The following is a 17,346-nucleotide window of genomic DNA, read 5'->3' as shown; positions in this document are numbered from 1 at the left end:
CGAGGGCCTCCAGGTCAGACCGAGGTGCGGTGCGTCAGCTCCGGCGACCGGTCAGTGTCCGCAGCAGCCAGGCGATGATCGCGATGACGAGCAGCACGACACCGACCCAGAGCAGGAACTTCAGGCTCGCTGCGAACCCGCCGACGAACAGCAGGATGACGGCGATCACGGCCAGGATGATGAGCAGGGCGTTCATGAGGGTCCTCTCTTTCACGTCCGGGAGGAGTGCCTCCCTCGCCGGAGAACGGTACCCGACGGGGGCGGCCCGTGTTCGGGGCACAGGAACGGCGGGCGTGTCACCGGCGACGCCTACACTGCTGCGGTGCCTCGCGATCACCACCGTCCAGTCCACTTCACCGACGCCGAGTTCGCCGCCATCAAGGGCGGCGAGGACCCCGCGCTCGTGAACCGTGTCGCGCACGAGACCGCGAACGCGCTGCTCCACCGCGTGCGGCAGGACCCGGACCCGGCGGTCGTCGAGCGTCTGGTCACCTACACGGACGTGCACGGCATCGAGGCGGTCGCCGAGCTGTGGGCACGCGTCGGGGCGCACACGCTCCCGGGTGCGCTGTGGCGGATCTACCTGATGCGCACGGTGATCCGGCAGAACCCGGACGAGATCGCGTACCTCTTCACCCGCGGCACGGAGCGCATCGGCACGATCGACCAGGCCGTCGCCGGCGCCGAGCAGCCGACCGGCCCTGCGGAGATCCTGACGCTCGCGGACAGCATCCTGCACGGCCTCTACACGGGTGACTTCGCCGTGGCGCTCGACCGCGGTGCGGCGTTCTGCCGGCTCGCGGCGGCGGGGGCGACGAGCGTCGCGGACGACTCCGACCTCACCGCCGAGGAACGGGCCAGCGTGCTGACGGTCCGGGCGTTCCGCCTGGCCGAGCTCGCCGAGGACCTGTCCGCAGCTGCTGCGCTCTGGCGACGCGACGCCCTGGACTGATCCCGAGCCGGACGCGGGTGGCGCGTCGGAGCCGGACCGAGCCTCCCGGCCGGAACGCCGGAACGCCGGAACGCCGGAAGAGGGCAGAGAAAAACCGGGCCGCAGAAGCGCCTCTCGGCGCGAGGCCGCTCGAAGCGGCGAATTTTGGAGCCCGGGGCTTGCTGCGGCCCGGCGAGATCGATTCTACGAGACGCGAGCCGTGCGCGCGCCCCTGTTCACTCTCGGTGGACACCGGACCGCCGGGCGCGGCGGCGAGACGGCGCTGTAGGACCCGCGACGAGAAATCCGGGAGCCCGGGCAATCCGACCGGGCGAGGGTGCCGAATCATCAGCGTGTGACGAAGATCCCATGGGTCGTCACACGGCGAAGGTCCTCCCGTGCGACTCGACCCGGCTCACCCGGCCGGAGTAATTCCCTGCGAGTCGCGCGGGAGACCCCGTCCCAGTTCCCGGCAGCGCCTGACGCGTATGTCGGACCCCCGAGAACCGGAAGGAGGAAAGTCTGCAATGCTTGCACTTGTGGAACGCGACACGGACGGCTGGAGCTCTGCTGAGCCAGCACCCGCATCGCCGGATTCCCTCCTCCTCCGCGTCGCCCAGGGCGACCAGCAGGCCTTCTCGGAGCTCTACGACGAACTCTCCGGTCGTGTCCTCGGACTCATCACGCGGCTCCTGAAGGACCGCGCCCAGTCCGAAGAGGTGGCGCAAGAGGTCTTCCTCGAGGTCTGGCAGCAGGCCGCCAAGTTCGACACCGCTCGCGGCAGCGCCGCCAGCTGGGTGCTGACGATGGCCCACCGCCGTGCGGTTGACCGGGTCCGCGCCGCGCAGTCCTCCCGCGACCGGGACACGAAGATCGGCATCCGCGACTTCGAGTCCGGCTTCGACCAGGTCTCCGAGTCCGTGGAGATCCGGATCGAACACGAACGCGTCAGCCGGGCCCTCGGGCGGCTGACGGAGTTCCAGCGCCAGGCAGTGCAGCTGGCCTACTACGGCGGTTACTCGCACAGCGAGATGGCCGAACAGCTCGGGGTGCCGATCGGCACCGTGAAGACCCGTCTCCGTGACGGGATGATCCGACTCCGCGACGAGATGGGGGTGACGTCATGACCACCGACCGGCACGACGACCCTGCACTCATGACCGGGTCCCACGCACTCGATGCCCTCAGCGACGCCGAGCGTCGCGAGGTCGAAGCGGTACTCGCTGCGTCCCCGGAGCTTCTCGCCGAGGCCGACTCGCTCGCCGAGACCGCACGGGCACTCGCCTACGCGGTCGAACCGATCGAACCCCCCGCGTCGATGAAGGCAGCCCTGATGGCCGCCATCCAGACGACCCCGCAGGTCGCCGCGGACCCGGCACCGGTCGCAGCACCGGCTCCGTCGTCCGCACCTGCTGCGGCCCGGCACGCGGCCGGCTCCGACTCCGGACCGGAGGGGCCCAACGCCTCCGTCACGTCGGTCACCTCCGGTGGTGGTGCGGCCAGTGCCGCTGCTCGCCGTCGCTGGTTCCAGCGTCCGGCGGCGATGGTCAGCGCGGCGGCTGCTTGCGGCGTGATCATCCTCGGCGTCGGTCTCGGCGTCGGCGGTGTCATCGGCAGCGGTGACGCTGGCCCGGGCCCCAGCACCTCGCAGGCAGCGTCCGGCCTCGACCAGATCTACGCGTCCGCCGACTTCAAGCGGTCCACGTCGCCGGTCACCGGTGGCGGAACAGCCACCGTGGTGTGGTCGGACCAGCTCGGCAAGTCCGCCGTCATCCTCGACGGGGTCAAGGCTGCGCCGAAGGACAAGACGTACGAGCTCTGGTACATCGGCTCCGAGGAGTCCGGCGGCACGATCGAGTCCGCGGGTCTCATGAACGACGTGGACGGCGGTGTGCGCTCGGCGGTGCTGAGCGGCGCGAAGTCGAGCGGTGCGACGATCGGCATCACGGTCGAGCCCGCCGGCGGCTCGAAGCAGCCGACGACGACCCCGATCGTCGCGGTCCCCACTTCCGCGTAGCGCGGCGCCGGCGGGTTGCTCCGGCAGCGCGCTCGACGCCGTCGCTCGACTCCATCGCTCGACTCCGAACGACGAAGTCGCTGTCGTACGACAGCGACTTCGTCGTTCCTTGCGTCCGCGGGCCCCGCGCCGCCGCAGACGACGACAACGCCGATGTCGTCCGACATCGGCGTTGTCGTTCCGGGTCAGCGGGCACCCGCCCCCCGCCCGCGGGATCAGCCGAAGCGGCCCGAGACGTAGTCCTCGGTGGCCTGCACGGACGGGTTCGAGAACATCGTCGCGGTGTCGTCGAACTCGATGAGCTTCCCGGGCGCCCCCGTACCGGCGATGTTGAAGAACGCCGTCTTGTCGCTGACGCGGGACGCCTGCTGCATGTTGTGCGTCACGATCACGATCGTGAAGTCCTTCTTGAGCTCCTCGATGAGGTCCTCGATCGCCAGGGTCGAGATCGGGTCGAGCGCCGAGCAGGGTTCGTCCATCAGGAGCACGTCGGGCTGCACGGCGATCGCGCGCGCGATGCACAGCCGCTGCTGCTGCCCGCCGGAGAGCCCCATGCCGGGCTTGTCGAGGCGGTCCTTGACCTCGTTCCAGAGGTTCGCGCCCTGCAGAGAACACTCGACGATGTCGTCGGCCTCGGAGCGGGAGATGCGCTTGTTGTTGAGCTTCACGCCCGCGAGCACGTTGTCCTTGATGGACATCGTCGGGAACGGGTTCGGCCGCTGGAAGACCATGCCGACCTGGCGGCGGACGATGACCGGGTCGACGCCCGGCGCGTACAGGTCGTCGCCGTCGACCTTGACCGACCCCTCGACGTAGGCGCCGGGGATGACCTCGTGCATGCGGTTCAGCGTGCGGAGGAAGGTCGACTTGCCGCAGCCGGACGGGCCGATGAACGCGGTCACGGTGCGGGGCTCGATCGTCATGTCGACGCCCTCGACCGCCTTGAACTTCGAGTAGTAGACGTTGAGGCCGTCGACCTCGATGCGCTTGGACACGGTGTTCCTTTTCCTGGGGGACGAACGCGCGCTAGCGCGACAGCTTGGGGGCGAAGAGACGGGTGATGAACCGCGCGAGCAGGTTCAAGACCATCACGATGAGGATGAGCACGAGTGCGGCGGTCCAGGCCCGGTCGACGAACGGTACCGGGTTGGCGCCCTGCTGCGAGTACTGCGTGTAGGCGAACACGGGCAGGGTCATCATCGGGTTGCCGAACAGGTCGTAGTTCATGCTCGTGGTGAACCCGGCGGTGACCAGCAGGGGAGCGGTCTCGCCGATGACGCGGGCGATGGCGAGCATGACACCCGTCGTGATGCCGGCCAGGGACGTGGGGAGGACGACCTTGATGATGGTGAGCCACTTCGGCACCCCGAGGGCGTAGGACGCTTCGCGGAGTTCCATCGGGACGATCTTCAGCACCTCTTCGGTGGAGCGCACGACGATCGGGATCATCAGCACCGCGAGGGCGACCGAGCCGACCAGCCCGAAGCGGGCGCCCGGGCCGAGGAACAGCGCGAAGAGCGAGTACGCGAAGAGCCCGGCGACGATCGAGGGGATGCCCGTCATCACGTCGACGAAGAAGGTGATCCCGCGTGCCAGGACCCCGCGGCCGTACTCGACGAGGTAGATCGAGGTGAGCAGGCCGATCGGGACGCTGATCAGCGCCGCGAAGAGCGTGATCTCGAGTGTGCCGATGAGGGCGTGGAGCGCACCGCCGCCGACCGAGATGACCCCGCGCATCGAGTACGTGAAGAACGCGGCGTCGAACCGGGCGAGCCCGTCCGCGAGCACCGTGTAGAGCAGCGACACCAGCGGCAGCACCGCGATGACGAAGGCGGTGACGACGAGCGAGGTGACCAGGCGGTCGACGGCCTTGCGTCCGCCCTCGACGATCCGGGAGACGACCACGATGAGGACGTCGAAGAGGACCGTGCCGAGGAACAGTGCGGCGACGACGTTGAAGTCCTTGACCGAGCCGCCGGCGTTGAGCAGGGCGAAGACCAGGGCCAGGGCGACCCAGCTGCCGACGAGGAGCAGCCACGGCACGGACTTGTGCAGCTTGCCGTTGGCGAAGACGTTGCCGCCGGAGGACCGGAGTGCGAGGGACATCGGGGTGCGACCTCTCAGCTGACGCGCCGGCGGACGATGTACCGCGCGAGCATGTTGATGACCAGGGTGATGACGAAGAGGATCAGGCCCGAGGCGATGAGCGCGTTCAGGGCCGTCCCGGACGCCTCGGCGAACTGCAGTGCGATGTTCGCGGCGATCGTCGAGGGGTTGAGCGAGCCGATCAGGTTGAAGGTGACCTTCGTGGACACCGACAGGACCAGGGCGATCGCCATCGTCTCGCCGAGCGCACGACCGAGGCCGAGCATGATCGCGGACACGATGCCGGACTTCGCGAACGGCAGGACCGACAGCCGGATCATCTCCCAGCGCGTGGCACCGAGGGCGAGCGCGGCCTCTTCGTTGAGGGTCGGCGCCTGCAGGAAGATCTCGCGCATCACGGCGGTCATGATCGGGATCGCCATGACCGCGAGCACGATCGCCGCGGTGAGGATCGTGCGGCCGGTGCCGGAGATCTGTCCGGAGAACAACGGGATCCACCCGAGGTACTCGTTGAGGAACGCGTAGAACGGCTGCACGAAGCGGGCCAGGACGACGATGCCCCAGAGCCCGTAGACGACGGAGGGGACCGCAGCGAGCAGGTCGATCACGTAGCCGAGCACCGGCGCGATGCGGCGCGGTGCGAAGTGCGAGATGAACAGCGCGATCCCGAGGGACAGCGGGACGGCGAAGACCAGCGCGAGGAACGCGGACCAGACGGTGCCGAAGACGAGCGGCCCGACGTAGTCCCAGAAGTTGGCGGCCTGGTTCGGGAGCTCGCCGGCCTTCGCGGTGAAGGCGGGGATGCTCTGCCAGACGAGGAACGCCGCGACGAGGGCGAGCACCACCAGGATGAGGCCGCCGGAGAGGACCGAGGCGGCGGAGAAGACCCGGTCGCCGACGCGCACGACGGCCTTCGGCTTCGACGGGGTGAGCGATGACCCTTGCTGGAGGGGTGCGGTCGTCATGGGAGGTGGGACTCCTGTCGGGAGACGGGGAAGTGCCCGGATGCCGGTCGGGGGTGACTGACCGGCATCCGGGCTCTCAGGAGGTGTTACTTGATGGACGCGACCGCGGTGGCGGCCTTCTTCGCGAGGTCGCTCGAGAGGGCGGCCGACTTGGCCTCCGTCGCGGCGGCCTTCTGCGCGTCGTCCGAGACCACGTAGGTCAGGTACGACTTGACGAGGTCGGCCTTGTCCGAGTCCTTGTACTCCTGGCACGCGATGGCGTAGGAGACGAGGACCAGGGGCCATGCGCCCTTGGCGGTGTCCTTGCGGTCGATGTCGATCGCGAGGTCGTTGTCCTCGCGGCCGGCGGCGACGTCGGAGTCGGCGACGACCTGCGCGGCACCGTCGGCGGAGATCTTGGTGGCGGTGTCGCCGACCATGAGCTTGGCCTTGTCGAGGTCACCGGCGCCGGAGTCGTCGATGTAGGTGATGGCGTTCGAGGCGCCCTGCATGGCCGAGGCCACACCCGAGGTGCCCTTCGCGCTGTCGCCGACCTGGTACGGGTAGGTCTGGCTCGGCGCTTCGGTCCACACGTCGCCGGCGTTCGCCGAGACGTACTCGGAGAAGTTCTGGGTGGTGCCCGAGTCGTCGGAGCGGTGCACGACGGTGATGTTCGCGTCCGGCAGGTCGGCGTCCTTGTTGAGGTCCGCGATCTGCGAGTCGTTCCACTTGGTGATCTTGCCGGAGAAGATGCCCGCGATGGTCTTCGCGTCGAGCGTCAGGTCCTTCACGCCGTCGACCTTGTAGGCGATCGCGATCGGGGAGATGTAGACCGGGATGTCGATGGCCTTCGAGTCCGCGGCGCAGAGGCCGAAGGAGCCGGAGAGCTCGGCGTCGGACAGCGCGGCGTCGGAGCCGGCGAAGTCCGCGGCGCCCGAGATGAAGTTCTTGCGGCCGGCGCCGGAGCCGTCGGGCGAGTAGTTCACCGTGACGTTCGAGGCCTGGTCCTGGAAGCCGGCGGCCCACGTGGCCTCGGCGGTCTGCTGGGCGGAGGAGCCCGAACCGGTGAGCGTGCCGGAGAGCTTCGAGTAGTCGACACCCGAGGCCGAGGCCGACGTGGTGCTGCCCGCGCCGCCTTCGTTCGCCGCGCACGAGGAGAGCACGACCGCGCCGGCGATCGCGATTGCCGCGACCGTGCCGATTCGCTTGATGTTCACAGGGGTCCCTTCGGGGGTGGAGTGCAGGTGGGACCCTTGGTGGTCCCGCGGGCCGGTGCCGACCCGCGAGCGACTGTAGGGACGCGAAGTGACCGGGATCACGCGCCCCGGTGAACGGCAGGTGAACGAGGGGTTGTCCCGGCAGCGGCACGGTCGGCCGGGAGGCTCGGCTCGCCGCGCGCGCGCCGAAGGACCCCGCCAGGTGGCGGGGTCCGGGGCCGTGCGCGCTCCGCGGAGACCGGGTTGCGCTGCGCGCTACGCGGAGACCGGGTTGCGGTGCGTCTCCACCGCGACGAGCTTGCCGTCGGCGATGTGCAGCACGGCGAAGTCCCCGACCGAGAGCATCGCGGCACGACGGAGGTCGAAGCGCGCGGCGTCGCCGGCGGCGTCGGTGTCCGCGGCGCCGTACGTGCCGGGGTCGGTGTCGCCGGCGGTCTCGGTCGCGATGCGGGCGATGATCTCCGGCAGCACCGGGCCGTGCGAGCACAGCACGGCGGTCTTGCCCTTCGCGAGGCGCTTCCGCACGACGCCCTTGACGTCGGCCGAGCCCTGGTCGTGGGCGTCCTGGCTGATGTCCGGTGTGCTCGAGACGCCGATCTTGGTCTTGTCGGAGAGCGGCTCGACGGTCGCCAGGCACCGCGCCGCCGTGCTGCTGACGATCTTGCGCGGACCGAACGCGGCGACCGGGGACGCGACGGCCTTCGCCTGGGTCCGGCCGACGGGCAGCAGCGGGCGGGTGGCGTCCGGGCCGTGCCAGTCCGAGCCGGGGGTGGTCTTGGCGTGCCGCAGGGCGATGAGCGCGAACGTGTCGTGTGCGCCCCGGGCGGCGCGGTCGGCGAAGCGGTCCAGGATCTCGACGTCCCGGAGGTAGGTCAGTCGGGCGCGGGCGTCGTCGATGGTGACCCACTCGATCGCGGCGACCTCGGCGTTGGGCTTGAACTTCCCGGCGCGCTGGTGTTCCTTCGCGCTGACCCGTGCGGCCCAGTAGTGCACGACCTTGTCGCGGCCGTTCGGCAGCACGTACTCCGCGGTGCCGAGCGGTGCGCCGAGGTGGACGCGGTAGCCCGTCTCCTCGTCGATCTCCCGGACCGCGGCGGTCGGCACGGCTTCGCCCGGGTCGACCTTGCCCTTCGGGAAGGAGACGTCCTTGTGGTGCTCGCGGTGGATCAGGAGCACGAGCGGGACACCGTCCTGCTCACGCCAGACTACCGCTCCCGCCGCGAGGACGGGACCCGTTGGTCCCCCGCTCACCGAGTGGAGCGCTTCCGGGACGAGATGTTCCGCATGAGGACATTCTGCACGTCGTCGAGGGGTCGGCCGTCGTCGTCGGTCGAATGACGCGTCCATTCGCCGTCGGACTCGAGGTGCCACGAGCTGGTCGACTCGGCCATCGCGAGGTCGAACATCTCGGTGACCTCGTTCATGTGGGCCGGTTCGGACAGGCGGACCAGGGCCTCGACGCGACGGTCGAGGTTGCGGTGCATCATGTCGGCGCTGCCGATGAAGATGAACGGGTCGCCGTCGTTGTGGAACGCGAACGCCCGCGAGTGCTCGAGGTAGCGCCCGACGACGCTGCGCACCCGGATCGTCTCGCTGACGCCTTCGAGGCCCGGCTTCAGCGAGCAGATGCCACGCACCCAGATGTCGATCGGCACCCCGGCCTGGCTGGCGAGGTAGAGCGCGTCGATGATCTGTTCGTCGACCATCGAGTTCACCTTGATCCGGATGCCGGAGGGCTTGCCGGCGCGGGCGTTGTCCGCCTCGACCTGGATCCGCTTGAGCAGCCCCTTCCGCAGGTGCAGCGGGGCGACGAGCAGGCGCTTGAACTTCTTCTCGATCGCGTACCCGGAGAGCTCGTTGAACAGGCGCGTGAGGTCCTTGCCGACGACGTCGTCCGCGGTGAACAGCCCCATGTCCTCGTAGATGCGCGAGGTCTTCGGGTTGTAGTTGCCCGTGCCGATGTGGCTGTAGTGCTTGAGCGTCCCGCCTTCCTGCCGGATGACGAGCACGAGCTTGGAGTGCGTCTTCAGCCCGACGAGGCCGTAGACCACGTGCACGCCGGCCTTCTCGAGCTTGCGGGCCCAGGTGATGTTGTTCTGCTCGTCGAAGCGCGCCTTGATCTCGACCAGCGCGAGGACCTGCTTGCCCGCGGCGGCCGCGTCGATCAGGGCTTCGACGATGGGGGAGTCGCCGGAGGTGCGGTACAGCGTCTGCTTGATCGCGAGCACGTGCGGGTCGGCGGCGGCCTGCTCGAGGAAGGCCTGCACGCTGGTGGCGAAGGACTCGTACGGGTGGTGCACGAGGACGTCCTTCGCGGCGATCGCGCGGAAGAGGTCGGGCTTGGTGTTCGGCTCGCCCGGCTGGAACTGCACCGGGGTGGTCGGCACGTGCTTGGGGTAGTGCAGGTCCGGCCGGCTGATCTTGGAGATCTCGAACAGGCAGCCGAGGTCGAGCGGCGACGGCAGCCGGTAGACCTCTTGCTCGGTGATGTCGAGTTCGCGGACGAGCAGGTCGAGCGTCACCGGGTCCATGTCCTCGGTGATCTCGAGCCGGATCGGCGGACCGAAGCGACGGCGCAGGAGTTCACGCTCGAGGGCCTGGATGAGGTTCTCGGCCTCGTCTTCCTCGATCTCGACGTCTTCGTTGCGGGTGACCCGGAACACGTGGTGCTCCAGCACTTCCATCCCCGGGAAGAGGTCGTCGAGGTGGTTCGCGATGAGGTCTTCGAGCGGGATGAAGCGCATCCGCCCGGAGTTGTCGTCGGGCAGCTTGATCAGCCGGGAGAAGTTCTGCGGCACCTTGAGGCGCGCGAACTCCTGCCGCTGCGACTTCGGGTTGCGCACGCGCACCGCGAGGTTGAGCGACAGCCCCGAGATGTACGGGAACGGGTGCGCCGGGTCCACCGCGAGGGGCATCAGCACCGGGAAGATCTGCTCGGCGAAGTACTCACGCATCCGGAGCCGGTCGGCCTCGGCCAGGTCGGACCAGTGCTCGATGTGGATTCCCGCGGCGTCCATGTCGGGCTTGAGCGACCCGATGAACGCCTGCGCGTGCCGGTCCTGCAGCTCGTGGGCCTTCTTCGCGATGTCCCGGAGCACGTCGCTCGGCGCACGACCGACGTTCGTGGGGACCGCGATCCCGGTGTCGATGCGGCGCTTCAGCCCGGCGACCCGGACCATGAAGAACTCGTCGAGGTTGGACGCGAAGATCGCCAGGAAGTTGGCGCGTTCGAGCAGGGGGACGCTCCGGTCCTCGCCCAGCTCGAGCACGCGCTGGTTGAACCGCAGCCAGCTGATCTCGCGGTCGAAGTACCGGTCCGTCGGCAGCGACTCGTGCTCGACCTCCACGACCTCGTCGAAGTCGTCGAGGTCGTGCGAGACGGATTCGCCGTCGAGCTGCGGTTCGGTGTCCATGTGCTCATCCTGCCACCCGGGTGCTGCTGCCGCGGGGGCTGTGGACAACGGTGGACAGCGGTCGGGCGTCAGGGTGCGGCGTACTGCACGTCGATCGCGTGCTGGGTGAACCCGGACCGGCGGTAGAGCGCCAGCGCGGGTTCGTTGTCGCCTTCGACGTAGAGCGCAGCGGTCGTGACGCCCCGCTCCTGCAGGCGCGCGAACCCGGCGCGCATCAGGACGCCACCGATGCCGTGGCCCTGCAGGTCCGGGCGCACGGCGACGGCGTAGAACTCGCCGATCCCGTCCTCGACCTTGAGCCAGCACGACCCGGCGAGTGCCCCGGAGGCGTCACGGAGCAGCAGCAGGTCGTCGGCGTCGAACCACGACTCCGTCTCCCTGGCGCGGAGGTCGTCGAGCGTCATCGACCCCTGCTCCGGGTGCGACGCGAACGCCGCGGCGTTGAGCGCGAGCCAGTCGGCCTCGGGCGCGGTGGCCGGACCCGTTCCGCTCGTGAACGCGGCGAGCACGGACCCCGACGGGAGGCTCGGGTGGGGCACCGTCATCGGCACCGGAGCGCGCAGCTGCAGCAGCGTCCTCGTGGCAGCCCATCCGTAGCGCGTCGCGATCGCCCGCGCCGCCGGGCTGTCCCCGTGTGCCCAGGCCAGCCGCGGCGCGGCCCCGCCGCCCAGCGCGAGCGCGCGGTCGACGAGCCGGGTCCCGACGCCCTGACCACGGGCCTCCCGGCGGACCACGAGCTCCAGCTCGCCGTCCCGGACCACCGCGACCCCGTCCGGTTCCTCCAGCACGAGGGCGCGGCCCGCGCGCACGTCGACCAGGGTCTGGTCGGAGAAGGGCGGAGCCTCTCCCGGGACGACGAAGCGGCTGAGGTCGGGCACCTACTGCCCCATGAGTCGTTCGGCCTCGTCGTCGTAGACGTTGAAGCGGTAGCCGACGTTCCGGACCGTGCCGATGAGCGACTCGAGGTCGCCGAGCTTGGCGCGGAGCCGTCGGACGTGCACGTCCACGGTGCGGGTGCCACCGAAGTAGTCGTAGCCCCAGACCTCGGACAGCAGCTGCTCGCGCGTGAACACCCGCGACGGGTGCGTGGCGAAGAAGCGGAGGAGTTCGAACTCCTTGAAGGTGAGGTCGAGCGGTTTGCCGCGGACCTTCGCCGAGTAGCTGGCCTCGTCGATGACGACGCCGGACGCCTGGATCTTCGACCCGGTCTGGTTCTTGGCCGCGCGCCCTGCGCTGAGGCGGATGCGGGCGTCGACCTCGGCCGGGCCGGCGCTCTCGAGCACCACGTCGTCGATGTTCCACTCGCTGTTGACGGCGGTCAGGCCGCCCTCGGTGACGACGAGCACGATGGGGGTCGTCGAACCGGACGTGGCGAGGATCTTGCACAGGGCCTTCGCACTGACCAGGTCGGTGCGGGCGTCCACGAACATCAGGTCGCTCTGCGGTGCGTTCACCAGCTGTGCGGCTTCGGCCGGCACGTGGCGGATCCGGTGGCTCAGGAGGCCCAGGCTCGGCAGGACGTCGCCGGGCGCAGCCGAAGTGAGTACCAGGAGCTGTGCCACAGGACCTCCAGTGGGAAGACGTCGTGGAGACATCCTAGTGATGCCCGACAAGTGTCCCCGACGCGCCTGCAATGATGGGGTGGTGACCGAGCCCGTCCCGCCCGCAGACCAGCGCCGCCTGAAGCTGACGTCGGTGCTGCCCGTCTGGCTGCTCTCGATCCTCGGCGCCGTGCTCGTCCTGACCCTCACCGAGAAGGACTCCTTCGCGTGGCTGCTCCTGGTGTTCGTGGCGTCCGTGCTCGTCAGCTTCGTGCTGCAGCTCATCACCGCGACGAAGGACGGCCTGGTCGAACGGATCAGCATCGCCTCGTCCGGGTCCTTCGTCGTCGTGCTCGTCACCGCCGTGGTGCTCCTGGCGCGTTGAGCCGCTCCGCGTAGACTCGGCGGCATGGATTCGCTGCTAGCGCTCGAGCTGTTCTACGTCGGTCTCCTCGGCCTGGCCTCGCTCGCGATCGCGTTCGTCTCGGTGACGGTCGTCGTGAAGCTGTTCAAGGGTCAGCGTTGATCGAACTGCCGGAGGGCCTCGCCCCCGAACTCGTCCCCCTGTCCTGGCTCGTCGGCGTCTGGGAAGGCACCGGCGTCGTCGAGTACCCCGTCGGCGAAGGTGACGAGCCCGACGTCCGGAACTACGAGTTCGGCCAGCGCGTGAGCTTCAGCCACGACGGCCTGCCGTACCTCAACTACTCCTCGACGACGTGGCTCCTCGACGAAGCGCACACGCCGCTGGCTGCGGAGATGGGCTACTGGCGCCTGGACCGGCCGTCCGAGCCCGGTGACCGCGGGCCGGCGATGCTCCTCGGCGAGGGCACCGTGCCGTTCACCACCACCCAGAGCGTCGAGGCGCTGCGCAACACGAACGACGGCTTCGACGTCGAAGCCGCGATCATCCACCCGACCGGCGTCAACGAGCTCTACGTCGGGCAGGTCCGGAAGGGCCGCATCGACCTCGCCACCGACGCCGTGATGCGCTCCGTCAACGCGAAGGACTACTCCGCGGCGACCCGGCTGTACGGCCTCGTCGAGGGCAAGCTCTTCTGGGCGTGGGACATCGCCGCGCTGGGCCGGGAACTCACCTCCCACGCCTCGGGGCAGCTCGCGAAGGTCGACTGATGTCGGCGTTCTCGGCGCGCGACGGGTTCGTGGCGTCGGACCTCGGTCCGGCGGCGCACTTCGGCAACCCGCTCGGTGAGCAGCGCGCACTCGCGGACGGCCGTGCCGTCGTGGAGCTCGGCCTCGGCGTCGTGACCGTCACCGGTCCGGACCGGCTGTCCTGGCTCAACTCGATCACGTCGCAGCTGCTCCTCGGACTGGCGCCTGGTGTCAGCACCGAGACGCTCGTCCTCGACCAGTCCGGTCGCGTCGAGCACGCCGCACGGGTCGTCGACGACGGCACCACCACCTGGCTGCTGACGGAACCGGCCGACGCCGCCCCGCTCGCTGCCTGGCTCTCCTCGATGCGCTTCATGCTCCGCGTCGAGATCGACGACCGCTCGGCCGCGTTCGCCACCATCGGCTCGTTCGGGGACGCTCGTGTCGACGACGCCGTCGTCGAGTGGGTCGACCCGTGGTCGTCCGTCACGCCCGGTGGGTGGGGCTACGCCAGCCTGGAGGCACATCCCGGCTCCGACTGGACCCTGCGGATCGCGGTGCTCGAGTCCACTGCCGCGGTCACCCTGGCCGCGTCCGACCGGCCCGCAGCGGGGCTCCTCGCGTTCGACGCCCTGCGGATCGCCGCGTGGCGTCCGGTCCTCACCGACATCGACGAGCGGACGATCCCGCACGAGCTCGACTGGCTCCGCTCCGCCGTGCACCTGAGCAAGGGGTGCTACCGCGGGCAGGAGACCGTCGCCAAGGTCCACAACCTCGGGCACCCGCCCCGCCGCGTCGTGATGCTGCACCTCGACGGGTCCGACGCGGTGCTCCCGGCTCCCGGCACCGCCGTGACGCTCGACGGCAAGGACGTCGGGCGGCTCGCCGCGTCGGCGATCCACCACGAGCTCGGGCCGATCGGGCTCGCGGTCGTGAAGCGCTCCCTCGACCCCTCGGCCGTGCTGACCCTCGCGGTGGACGACGTCGTCGTGACGGCGGCGCAGGAGACCATCGTCCCGCCGGAGGCCGGCGCGACCGCGAACGTCCCCCGACTCCCGCGCCTCGGAGCCGTCAAGCGCTCCTAGCCCGACCGGCGGCGTCAGCCCGGGGCGACGGCGGACCAGGGGACGCTGAGCTCGCCGAGGCGCCACCGCGTCGTGCCGTGCAGCACCGGCCAGCCCCGCTCCCGCATGCCCGCGACCGCCGCGAGCCACCGTTGCCGGGGCCCGTACGTGCCGAGCGGTGCCGCGATCGCCCACGCCAGGTCGAGGTCGCACAGGAAGTCGTGCACGCGCTCACCGGGGACGTTCCGGTGGATGAGGGCCTTCGGCAGCCGCTCCGCCACGATGCTCGGCACGTCGAGGCCGGCGAGTCGCAGCGACACCGTGAACGTGTGGGGCTCCCGGTCGTCGAGCGTGACCCACGACGCGACACGTCCGACCTCGTTGCACGTGCCCTCGACGAGCGCACCGCCGGGCTGCAGACGGTCCTGCATGATCCGCCAGGACCCGACCACCTGGGACTCGTCGTACTGGCGCAGCACGTTGAACGCCCGGATCACCGCGGGACGACGACCACCGGGCGTCGGGGTCTCGAAGCCGCCGAGCCGGAACGTGACGCCGTCCCGGGTGCCGGCGTTCGCCAGGGCCACGCGCGAGGGCTCGATCTCGATCCCGGTGACCTCGACGTCGGGTCGGACGCGGGCGAGCCGGTCCCGGAGCTCGAGCGTCGTCGTCGGGCTGGCGCCGTACCCGACGTCCGCGACGAGCGGGTCATCGGTCCGGCGGAGTGCCGGGAGCGAGGCGATCCACCGGTCCACACGACGGAGCCGGTTGTACCCGGTCGTGCCGCGCGTGACGTTCCCGATGGGCATCCCCCAAGGGTAAAGGGCGCACGACGCTCGGTAGACTTCGGCCATGACCTCCACGCTCGTCCTGCTCCGTCACGGCAACAGTGACTGGAACCAGAAGAACCTGTTCACCGGTTGGGTCGACGTCCGGCTCTCCGAGCTGGGCGAGAAGGAGGCGAAGCGCGCCGGCGAGCTCATCGCCGAGTCCGGCATCGTCCCCGACGTCCTGTACACCTCGCTCCTGAGCCGTGCGATCCAGACCGCCGACATCGCCCTGCTCGAGGCCGACCTCGCATGGCTGCCGGTGAAGCGCGACTGGCGCCTCAACGAGCGTCACTACGGCGACCTGCAGGGCAAGGACAAGGCCCAGACGCTCGAGCAGTACGGCGAAGAGCAGTTCATGGAGTGGCGTCGCTCGTTCGACGTCCCGCCGCCCCCCATCGCGGACGACGCCGAGTGGTCGCAGCACGGTGACCGCCGCTACGCCGACCTCGGCGACGCGCTGCCCCGCACCGAGTCGCTCAAGCTCGTGATCGAGCGCCTGCTGCCCTACTGGGAGTCCGACATCACGAAGGACCTCGCCGCGGGCAAGACCGTCCTCGTCACGGCACACGGCAACTCGCTCCGTGCGCTCGTGAAGCACCTCGACGGGATCTCCGACGACGACATCGCCGGGCTCAACATCCCCACGGGCATCCCGCTCGTGTACGAGCTCGACGACGACTTCCGTCCGACCGGCCCGTCGCGCTACCTCGACCCCGAGGCCGCCGCTGCCGGTGCCGCCGCCGTCGCCGCGCAGGGCGCCAAGAAGTAGCAGCTGGAACGTCCGAACGCCCCGCCCGGGTCACCGGGCGGGGCGTTCTGTGTCGCAGCGGTGCTCAGACGAAGTGGGACGCGATCTCCTGCACGAGCCGGCCGACGTCGTAGGACCGCGTCGTGTCCACCCGGACGACGGGCCCCAGGCCGATCGGCCCCGCGGTGGGGCCGTGCTCGTCCCAGAACGCCAGGATGTCCGTCAGGTCGCCGTGCACCTCGTGGCGCACGGGCGAACCCGGGTCGTACCGGTCCGTCAGCCGCTCCACGGCGGTGGCGTGGTCGACGTCGCACCACACCTCGACGGCGCGCGGCGACCCGGCGGAGGCGAGCCCGGCCTCCAGGAAGGCGCGGTCACGGGACGGCAGCCAGACGGCGTCGAGGACGACCCCGTGCTCCACCGCTCCGGCCATCGCCCACATCGTGGTCATCGCGATGGCGCCGAGCGGACGCGAGGCGATCATCGGGCCGGCGATGTCCGCCAGCGGTTCCTTGATGCGGTCCTTCGAGAGGAACGGGCAGCCGAGCACCTCGGCGAGGGCGGCACCGACCGTGCTCTTGCCGGAACCGGGCATGCCGTTGACGATGATCGCGACCTGGGCCATGCACCGATCCTCGCAGAAACGACGACAGCGGCCGGACCCCGAGGGGCCGGCCGCTGTCGGGACGTGTCAGACGCTGGCGTTCGCGCCGGCCCAGTCACCCGTCGCCAGGTACTGCACCTTCTTCGCGATCGACACCGCGTGGTCCGCGAACCGCTCGTGGTACCGGGACGCGAGCGTGGCGTCCACAGTGTCGACCGGGGCACCCTTCCAGGTCTCACCGAGCACGAAGTCGAAGACGCTGGCGTGCAGCTCGTCCACGGCGTCGTCCTCGTCCCGGATCTCCTCGGCGAGCTGGATGTCCTCCGTCGCGAGCAGGCGCGTGAGCTTCTGCGCCATCGCGACGTCGTGCTCACCCATCTTCTTGAAGGTGCCGCGGAGGCCCTTCGGGACGACCTTCTCCGGGAACCGCTGGCGGGCGAGCTGCGCGATGTGCTCGGCCATGTCGCCCATCCGCTCGAGCGACGAGCTCACGCGGAGCGCGGTCACGACGACACGGAGGTCGCGGGCGACCGGTGCCTGCCGCGCGAGGATGTCGATCGCGATCTCGTCCAGGCTCTGTGCGGCCTCGTCGATCTTCGCGTCGTCGGCGATCACCTCGTCGGCGAGGGCGACGTCCGACTCGGTGAACGCCTCGGTCGCCCGGGTGATCGCGGACTCGACGAGCCCGGCGATCTCGGTCAGACGCTCCTGGACGTCCTGGAGTTCCTGCTGGAACACTTCGCGCATGGGGGATGGCCTCTCTCTGCGTACCGGGAGAGTGTCGAGTGCCCAGGTGAACGAACGGTGACCTGGGACTGAAC

Annotated in this window: 19 protein-coding genes; 7 read left to right on the top strand and 12 right to left on the bottom strand. The window is 70.0% G+C overall.

The genetic code is table 11. The features are described from left to right. Window positions 1-34 precede the first annotated feature (34 nt). Window positions 35-196 carry a hypothetical protein gene (locus EDF55_RS18955; protein ID WP_165931368.1) on the bottom strand — a complete coding sequence of 54 codons (162 nt, stop codon included), beginning with the start codon at window positions 194-196 and terminating at the stop codon, window positions 35-37. Window positions 197-322: 126 nt separating this feature from the next. Between EDF55_RS18955 and EDF55_RS17880 the strand changes: the two genes are divergently transcribed. The 3 genes from EDF55_RS17880 to EDF55_RS17870 all read left to right on the top strand — a co-directional run bounded on the left by EDF55_RS17880 (window position 323) and on the right by EDF55_RS17870 (window position 2,948). After that, window positions 323-952 (top strand): DNA-directed RNA polymerase subunit beta, encoded by a 630-nt coding sequence (locus EDF55_RS17880; RefSeq protein ID WP_123656332.1) that lies wholly within the window; start codon window positions 323-325, stop codon window positions 950-952. Between the two features lie 506 nt (window positions 953-1,458). Further along, window positions 1,459-2,058, top strand: coding sequence for a sigma-70 family RNA polymerase sigma factor (locus EDF55_RS17875; protein WP_123656331.1), 600 nt, complete (start codon window positions 1,459-1,461; stop codon window positions 2,056-2,058). Beyond that, window positions 2,055-2,948 carry an anti-sigma factor domain-containing protein gene (locus tag EDF55_RS17870; RefSeq protein WP_123656330.1) on the top strand — a complete coding sequence of 298 codons (894 nt, stop codon included), beginning with the start codon at window positions 2,055-2,057 and terminating at the stop codon, window positions 2,946-2,948. The genes EDF55_RS17875 and EDF55_RS17870 overlap by 4 nt, the downstream gene beginning before the upstream one ends. A 215-nt stretch (window positions 2,949-3,163) precedes the next feature. Here the strand turns inward: EDF55_RS17870 and pstB are convergent, their stop codons facing one another. From pstB to EDF55_RS17830, 8 genes are all read right to left on the bottom strand, one after another. Beyond that, on the bottom strand, window positions 3,164-3,943 hold the full coding sequence (pstB, locus tag EDF55_RS17865; RefSeq protein ID WP_123656329.1) for a phosphate ABC transporter ATP-binding protein PstB: 780 nt from the start codon (window positions 3,941-3,943) through the stop codon (window positions 3,164-3,166). A gap of 31 nt (window positions 3,944-3,974) precedes the next feature. Then, a complete protein-coding gene (gene pstA / locus EDF55_RS17860; protein ID WP_123656328.1) occupies window positions 3,975-5,054 on the bottom strand; it encodes a phosphate ABC transporter permease PstA in 1,080 nt (359 codons plus the stop codon). A 14-nt stretch (window positions 5,055-5,068) separates the two neighbouring features. Further along, window positions 5,069-6,019 (bottom strand): phosphate ABC transporter permease subunit PstC, encoded by a 951-nt coding sequence (gene pstC / locus EDF55_RS17855; protein ID WP_123656327.1) that lies wholly within the window; start codon window positions 6,017-6,019, stop codon window positions 5,069-5,071. 86 nt (window positions 6,020-6,105) lie between these two features. Continuing rightward, window positions 6,106-7,215, bottom strand: coding sequence for a phosphate ABC transporter substrate-binding protein PstS (locus EDF55_RS17850; RefSeq protein WP_123656326.1), 1,110 nt, complete (start codon window positions 7,213-7,215; stop codon window positions 6,106-6,108). Between the two features lie 255 nt (window positions 7,216-7,470). Beyond that, window positions 7,471-8,466: an NUDIX domain-containing protein gene (locus tag EDF55_RS17845; protein ID WP_260236101.1), complete on the bottom strand. Its 996-nt coding sequence runs from the start codon at window positions 8,464-8,466 to the stop codon at window positions 7,471-7,473. Next, complete coding sequence (locus EDF55_RS17840; RefSeq protein WP_123656324.1) at window positions 8,463-10,628, bottom strand: RNA degradosome polyphosphate kinase; 2,166 nt, start codon at window positions 10,626-10,628, stop codon at window positions 8,463-8,465. The genes EDF55_RS17845 and EDF55_RS17840 overlap by 4 nt, the downstream gene beginning before the upstream one ends. Window positions 10,629-10,696: 68 nt before the next feature. Then, entirely contained in the window at window positions 10,697-11,506 is an 810-nt protein-coding gene (gene mshD, locus EDF55_RS17835) for a mycothiol synthase (RefSeq protein WP_123656323.1), read from the bottom strand. After that, the gene (locus tag EDF55_RS17830) at window positions 11,507-12,190 is read right to left on the bottom strand and encodes a response regulator transcription factor (protein ID WP_123656322.1); all 684 of its coding nucleotides are present in this window, start codon (window positions 12,188-12,190) and stop codon (window positions 11,507-11,509) included. A gap of 82 nt (window positions 12,191-12,272) precedes the next feature. On the opposite strand from EDF55_RS17830, the gene EDF55_RS17825 reads away from it, so the two are divergent. The 3 genes from EDF55_RS17825 (at window position 12,273) to EDF55_RS17815 (ending at window position 14,364) form a co-directional block, all read left to right on the top strand. Continuing rightward, window positions 12,273-12,554, top strand: coding sequence for a hypothetical protein (locus EDF55_RS17825; RefSeq protein ID WP_123656321.1), 282 nt, complete (start codon window positions 12,273-12,275; stop codon window positions 12,552-12,554). Window positions 12,555-12,691: 137 nt separating this feature from the next. Beyond that, window positions 12,692-13,300 (top strand): FABP family protein, encoded by a 609-nt coding sequence (locus tag EDF55_RS17820; protein ID WP_123656320.1) that lies wholly within the window; start codon window positions 12,692-12,694, stop codon window positions 13,298-13,300. Further along, complete coding sequence (locus tag EDF55_RS17815; protein ID WP_123656319.1) at window positions 13,300-14,364, top strand: folate-binding protein YgfZ; 1,065 nt, start codon at window positions 13,300-13,302, stop codon at window positions 14,362-14,364. Before EDF55_RS17820 ends, EDF55_RS17815 begins: the two co-directional genes overlap by 1 nt. A 14-nt stretch (window positions 14,365-14,378) precedes the next feature. Here EDF55_RS17815 and EDF55_RS17810 read toward each other — a convergent pair whose 3' ends face one another. Next, window positions 14,379-15,152, bottom strand: coding sequence for a class I SAM-dependent methyltransferase (locus EDF55_RS17810; protein WP_123656318.1), 774 nt, complete (start codon window positions 15,150-15,152; stop codon window positions 14,379-14,381). Window positions 15,153-15,195: 43 nt separating this feature from the next. On the opposite strand from EDF55_RS17810, the gene EDF55_RS17805 reads away from it, so the two are divergent. After that, complete coding sequence (locus EDF55_RS17805; protein WP_123656317.1) at window positions 15,196-15,942, top strand: phosphoglyceromutase; 747 nt, start codon at window positions 15,196-15,198, stop codon at window positions 15,940-15,942. Window positions 15,943-16,006: 64 nt separating this feature from the next. On the opposite strand, the gene EDF55_RS17800 is transcribed toward EDF55_RS17805, so the two are convergent. Both EDF55_RS17800 and phoU read right to left on the bottom strand, forming a co-directional pair. Continuing rightward, window positions 16,007-16,546 carry an AAA family ATPase gene (locus EDF55_RS17800; protein WP_123656316.1) on the bottom strand — a complete coding sequence of 180 codons (540 nt, stop codon included), beginning with the start codon at window positions 16,544-16,546 and terminating at the stop codon, window positions 16,007-16,009. A 66-nt stretch (window positions 16,547-16,612) separates the two neighbouring features. Then, on the bottom strand, window positions 16,613-17,272 hold the full coding sequence (phoU, locus tag EDF55_RS17795) for a phosphate signaling complex protein PhoU (RefSeq protein ID WP_123656315.1): 660 nt from the start codon (window positions 17,270-17,272) through the stop codon (window positions 16,613-16,615). Between the last annotated feature and the right edge of the window lie 74 nt (window positions 17,273-17,346).

It is taken from the genome of Curtobacterium sp. ZW137 (genome assembly GCF_003762905.1).
Lineage (GTDB): Bacteria > Actinomycetota > Actinomycetes > Actinomycetales > Microbacteriaceae > Curtobacterium.
This window is presented reverse-complemented; position numbering and strand designations above follow the sequence as displayed.